Annotated in this window: 6 protein-coding genes; 2 read left to right on the top strand and 4 right to left on the bottom strand. The window is 68.7% G+C overall.

The window, feature by feature from the left end; translation table 11 throughout:
* The 3 genes from VM221_07855 to VM221_07845 form a co-directional block, all read right to left on the bottom strand.
* Nucleotides 1-248: 3-deoxy-7-phosphoheptulonate synthase (locus VM221_07855; GenBank protein ID HUT74733.1), on the bottom strand; the 248-nt coding region annotated here is incomplete at its 3' end.
* A gap of 58 nt (nt 249-306) precedes the next feature.
* Complete coding sequence (gene rho / locus VM221_07850) at nt 307-1,572, bottom strand: transcription termination factor Rho (GenBank protein ID HUT74732.1); 1,266 nt, start codon at nt 1,570-1,572, stop codon at nt 307-309.
* Nucleotides 1,573-2,047: 475 nt separating this feature from the next.
* The gene (locus tag VM221_07845; protein ID HUT74731.1) at nt 2,048-3,052 is read right to left on the bottom strand and encodes a Gfo/Idh/MocA family oxidoreductase; all 1,005 of its coding nucleotides are present in this window, start codon (nt 3,050-3,052) and stop codon (nt 2,048-2,050) included.
* Nucleotides 3,053-3,212: 160 nt separating this feature from the next.
* On the opposite strand from VM221_07845, the gene VM221_07840 reads away from it, so the two are divergent.
* Both VM221_07840 and VM221_07835 read left to right on the top strand, forming a co-directional pair.
* Nucleotides 3,213-3,710 (top strand): hypothetical protein, encoded by a 498-nt coding sequence (locus tag VM221_07840; protein HUT74730.1) that lies wholly within the window; start codon nt 3,213-3,215, stop codon nt 3,708-3,710.
* 45 nt (nt 3,711-3,755) lie between these two features.
* Nucleotides 3,756-4,568, top strand: coding sequence for a DUF6775 family putative metallopeptidase (locus VM221_07835; GenBank protein ID HUT74729.1), 813 nt, complete (start codon nt 3,756-3,758; stop codon nt 4,566-4,568).
* Here the strand turns inward: VM221_07835 and VM221_07830 are convergent.
* The coding region (locus VM221_07830) for a hypothetical protein (GenBank protein ID HUT74728.1) at nt 4,565-4,838 on the bottom strand (274 nt) is incomplete at its 5' end. The two genes, VM221_07835 and VM221_07830, sit on opposite strands and share 4 nt — an antisense overlap.

The raw sequence follows: 4,838 nt of genomic DNA, 5'->3' as shown, positions 1-4,838 counted from the left end.
TCGTCGGGATGGGTCTGGCGCGAAGCCAGCTTGTAGGGCTCGGAGATGGGGGCGACGCGCTCGACCCCGGGCATGCTGGCGAAGCGGTCGGCCAGGCTCGCCTTTTCCACGTCCACCGCCCCCAGCAGGGCGATGACCTTGCGCTCGACGCCGGGATTGAGGAAGGCGCGGAAGCCGGCATCCTCGACGGTGTCAATCACCGCCTGGATCTCGTCCGGCGTCGCCTCCGTGCGCATGATGATGACCATGGCGGTGGCGGGTAAGACCTCGGTGTGATGGGGGGCGAGCGGCAGCGCGGGCGAGCGGCTAGTCGCCGTTCTTCGGCCGCAGTTCCTTCTCGACCCACTCCAGGAATGCCTGGTTGGTTGCGGTCTTATGCAGGCCGGTGAGCAGCAGCTCGGTGGCCTGGACGGTATCGAGTGCGTTGAGCACCTTGCGCAGCTGCCAAACGCGACGCAGGGTGTCCTCGTTGAAGAGCAACTCCTCGTGACGGGTGCCGGAGCGGCGGACATCAATGGCGGGGAAGGTGCGACGTTCGGAGAGGGTGCGGTCGAGGACCAGCTCCATGTTGCCGGTGCCCTTGAACTCCTCGAAGATGACGTCGTCCATGCGGCTGCCGGTGTCCACCAGGGCGGTGGCGACCACGGTCAGGCTGCCGCCCTCCTCGATGTTGCGGGCGGCGCCGAAGAAGCGCTTGGGGCGGTAGAGGGCGCTGGGGTCGAGGCCGCCGGAGAGGGTGCGCCCGCTGGGGGTGACGGTGAGGTTGGAGGCGCGGGAGAGGCGGGTGATGGAGTCGAGCAGGACGACCACGTCTTTTCCATGCTCGACCAGGCGCTTGGCCTTCTCCAGGCACAGCTCCTGCACCTTCATGTGGTTCTCGGGCAGCTCGTCGAAGGTGGAGGCGGCGACCTCGGCGTCCACCGAGCGGCGGATGTCGGTGACCTCCTCGGGGCGCTCGTCAATCAGCAGCACCAGGAGCACGACCTCGGGATGATTGGCGGTGATGGCGTTGCCGATGGCCTTGAGCAGCATGGTCTTGCCGGCCTTGGGCGGAGAGACGATGAGGCCGCGCTGCCCCTTGCCGACGGGGCAGACGATATCTATCATGCGCCCGGAGATACCCTTGGGGTCGGCCTCCATCCGCAGTTGATCGGTGGGGTAGATGGGGGTCAGCGCGTCGAAGGGCACGCGCTGCTTCAGCGCATCGGGGCTTTCGCCGTTGACCGCCTCCACCCGCAGCAGGCTGTAGTAGCGCTCGCCGTCCTTGGCCGGGCGCACCTGGCCGCCGACGGTATCGCCGGTCTTGAGGGCGAAGCGCTTGATCTGCGACTGGGACACATAAACGTCGTCCGGGCTGGGCAGATACCCGCGCACGCGCAGGAAGCCATAGCCCTCGGGCAGCATCTCCAGCACGCCGGCGGTGAAGATCAATCCGTTCTGCTCCGCCTGCGCCTTGAGCACGGTCAACACCAGGTCGCGCTTGTTGAGTCTCTGGGCGCCGGTGATGTCGAGGCCCTTGGCGAGGTCCTGCAGTTCGTCAACCGTCTTGCCCTCCAGCTCCGTCATGTCCAGGGCGCGGGTCTTGCTGTCCTCGGTCGCGCGCATGATGCTTACGCTCCTCCACGTGGGGGTCTTGAAATGGGTAGCCTCAGTTGAGATCGTCCCTCGGCCCGGTGGGCCGAGACTTGATGATGTCAGGTCGGCAGTGCGAGACTGCTTCGCCTCTGGCGAATTCCAGAATCAAGGAAGGTCGCGGCGTACGTCAGACGCCACCGACTCTCCGGGGCCGGCACCGGCTGCGGCGAGCAAATGGATTGCCCCGGCCTTGGTTACGGTGGGAAAGGCTGGACGCGGCCCTACACCTCAGGCCAAGTCGGAAGATAGTGGGTGTCACCTCTTACAACACCACGAGGTTAACATACTATACCATATAATCAGCCAAATGTCCACCGCCATCAGCCCCCGGCGTGGTCTTCATGCCATCTCGCCGTCAACGTCACCACCCGCCGCAGCGATCTGTCCCGGTCCGCCGCGGCCGGGCGGAGGTTCAGGTGTGACTGATGGCGACCAGTTGGCCGCTGCCGGTGGACTCGATGGCGGCGAGGGCGGCGGCGACGGCGCGCATGCCCTCCTCGCCATTGACCAGCGGTTCCAGGTCATCGCGGACGCAGCCCAAGAAGTGGTCCATCTGCGCGCGCACGGGATCGGCGTTGACGCCGGCGGGAATGGTCATCCACTGGTCGCCCAGCTCCTCCACGCGCGTGAGCCAGACTTGAGCGCGGGAGCTGACGTTGCTGGCGAGGGCGCTGCCGCGGGTGCCGTTGAGGGCCAGAGTCGCGGCATGGGGGCGCTTGGCGCCGCCGGCGACGAGCACCTGGCCGATGTGCCCCGCCGAGGTGCGGTAGAGAGCGGCGACGCAGTCATCCGCGGGCATCTCCGGCGCCGCGAAGTGATTGCCCATCGCCACCACCGTGCTGACCTCCCCCAGAAAATACCGCATCAGGTCCACCGCGTGGCACCCGCCGCCCAGGTACACGTGGCGCCCCACCCGCGGGTCGAACCGCCACGGCCCGCCGACCCGCGAGTAGTCGAACTGGTACTCCGCGCCAACGAAGTAAACCTCGCCGAATTCGCCGTCATCGCGCATGCGCTTGAGGGTCTGGAAGATCGGCGTGAAGCGCAGCAGGTGGCCGATCATGAGCTTGCGGCCGGCCGCTTTCGCCGCCGCCACCATGCGCGCGCATTCCTCCCTGCTCGGCGCCATCGGGTTCTCGCACAGCACGTGCTTGCCCGCTTCGAGGGCGGCCACCGTGTGCTCGCAGTGGAACTGATCCGGCGTCGCCACCACCACGACCTCGAGCGCAGGCTCGTCCACGAGCCTGCGGAAGTCGGTTTCCGCGCGCTCCACCCCCAGTTCCGCGGCGACCGCGGCCAGCAGCTCCGGGTCCGCGTCGCACAGCGCGGCGATGCGCGCGCCCGCACTGGCGGCGATTGCCCGGCCGTGAGCCCGGCCCATGCGCAGCCCGATGATGCCGGCCTTGATCTCCTGCATGTGTCCCTCCAAGTTGGGTGAGGAATGGACGCTGCCGTCTCGCGGTCGTAGATTCGTCCCCAACCTGACGAATCCTGTTCACACCGGCGGCAGGTGGCTGGGCCGATGAGGCGAAAAACAACACAGCGACGCATCACGCCGGGCGCGCGCCGCGAAGACGATGCCGGAACGCGTACAGATCAAGGGCGAAGAAGGGCAGCAGGCGCAGCCCGCCCGCAAGCTCGCCCCAGGCGAGAAGCTGCGGCTGGTCGCGCTGCGCGTGGGCATGGCGCTGATCGCGCTGGCGGTGCTGGTGTGGTTCATTCACCTTGCGGTAGGGTGGGTGACGACCGGTCGCGTCGCTAGCCAGGTGCGCCGCCAACTCCAGGCCGGCGCCTCGGCCGGGACCGGGGTCGAGGCGCAGGTGCGCGCCTTCGGCGCCACCCTGAGCCCGCGCCAGGTGCGGACACTCGTCGCGGGTCGCTCGCTGAAGTACCAGCGGTTGGCCGAAGAGCAGAGAAAGCTATTCGCCGCCATCAAGCCCCTGCGCGATCCCCAGGCGCCGTCCATCACGCCTTACCAGGTGCGCCTGGACGAGGTCAGCGGAGGGCGCGAGCTGCGGCTGATCTGGGCCGCGGACTCCGGCGGCCAAGCGGTGGTAAGCAGCGCCCGGCTGTAGGCCCGCAGGCGTCGCGGGATCCCGCGCCCCCGCGCGGCAGCCCCTATGCCGAGACCGGTGTGGCTATATGACGAAGGCACCGCCCCCACCCTGCGCGGTCACGAGTTGGCGGGCGACCTGGCTCAAGCCGTTGCCGACATCGCGCCCGGGTGGCGCGGCGACTTCATTACCCACTGGCTGGCGGGCGGCCGCGAGTCGGGCGACGACCTCGCGCTGCGCATCGCCCGCCTGAAGGTGCGCGACCTGTCAGCTCCCCCGGCCCACGTGACGCCGCTGGCGGGGGAGATCGCCTACGAGCGGCGGCGCCTGCAGAACGCGAACCGCGGGCCCTTCGGCGTGGCCTACGACGGGTTCCGCTTTCAGGCCCTGCTGGCGGGGCTCCTCGCCGGACGCGAGAGGGATGCCATCCACATCGCCTTGACCAACCGGCTGCTCGCCACCTGGGACGACGACGACCTGCGTTACCACCTGCGCACCATCATCTGCGGTGAGCCCTGCATCGTCTCCGTCAGCGGCCTGGTCGAGGCCCCGGCCAAGCCGCGCGAGTTCTACGCGGCACGCCAGGCGCTGGGCGGGGTGGCCCCCGGCAGCGCGGATTACGAGCTCCTGAAGCAGCAGTTCGCGGGGCGCTTCCTGGAGCACGACGAGCCGCGGCTGACCGAGGTGGTGAAGGGATATGTGCTGCAAGCGGTGGCGTATCACCTGACGGGGGAGCCGTTCTGCGACGACCCGCGGTGCCGGCTCTACAACGCCCACTGGCAGGAGGAGATGCTGGCGGCGCAACTCGGCGGTCAGTTGTGCGCGCGCCACCAAGGGCTGCTGCGCGGCGACGGCGCGGGGCGCGCGACGCGCGGCTAGATGGGCCGTGCCTGCCGGTCCTGCCGGTCTTGCAGCACCTCTTCCATCACCTCCAGCATCCATCGGAGCGCGCCGGAGGTATGGATCCAGGCCGGGACGTTCTCGACGGCGTAAGCCACCGCCTCGTTCTCATCCCCCAGGCCGATGTATTGCGGCAAGCGCTTGGGCAGGCGCTTGCCGCCGAGCATATATGCGGGGACGTGGTGGTTGGTCTCGAACGCCGCCTTCAGTCGCTTGCGCACGCGGCGGGTGTCCCCTTCGCGGCGGAAG

This window comes from Armatimonadota bacterium (genome assembly GCA_035527535.1).
Taxonomy (GTDB): Bacteria; Armatimonadota; Hebobacteria.
This window is presented reverse-complemented; position numbering and strand designations above follow the sequence as displayed.

Coding starts and splice junctions, on each gene's coding strand:
- VM221_07840 (HUT74730.1), top strand. CDS start 3,213: ATGCCGGAACGCGTACAGATCAAGGGCGAAGAAGGGCAGCAGGCGCAG.
- VM221_07835 (HUT74729.1), top strand. CDS start 3,756: ATGCCGAGACCGGTGTGGCTATATGACGAAGGCACCGCCCCCACCCTG.
- VM221_07845 (HUT74731.1), bottom strand. CDS start 3,052: ATGCAGGAGATCAAGGCCGGCATCATCGGGCTGCGCATGGGCCGGGCT.